This window comes from Buttiauxella brennerae ATCC 51605, assembly GCF_001654925.1.
Lineage (GTDB): Bacteria > Pseudomonadota > Gammaproteobacteria > Enterobacterales > Enterobacteriaceae > Buttiauxella > Buttiauxella brennerae.
Genome location: NZ_LXER01000064.1, coordinates 1 through 468 on the forward strand (window position 1 = coordinate 1; position 468 = coordinate 468).

Annotated in this window: 1 pseudogene; it reads left to right on the forward strand. The window is 53.8% G+C overall.

What is annotated here, in order from left to right:
* Positions 1-323, forward strand: a pseudogene (locus M975_RS23155) (hypothetical protein); the annotation flags it as partial.
* Positions 324-468 lie beyond the last annotated feature (145 nt).

Here is a 468-nt window from a genome sequence, read left to right on the forward strand (position 1 = left end):
GACTCAGTGATGCCTATGTCAAACCTGACGCCGTCAGTCATGCCGATGCAAACGCTGACGGATTCCGTGATGCCTATGTCAAACCTGACGCCGTCAGTGATGCCGATGCAAACGCTGACAGATTCTGTGATGCCAGTGTCAAAGCTGACGCCATCGGTTATGCCAATGCAGACGCTCACCGACTCAGTGATGCCTATGTCAAACCTGACGCCGTCAGTTATGCCAATGCAAACGCTGACGGATTCGGTGATGCCAGTGTCAGATCTGACACCATCGGTGATGCCGATGCAGACACTCACGGATTCTGTGATGCCAAATGCTGAGCTGACGCCATCGGTCATGCCGATGCAGACGCTGACGGATTCTGTGATGCCAGTGTCAAACCTGACGCCATCGGTGATGCCGATGCAAACGCTGACAGATTCCGTGATGCCAGTGTCAAACCTGACGCCGTCGATTATGCCAATG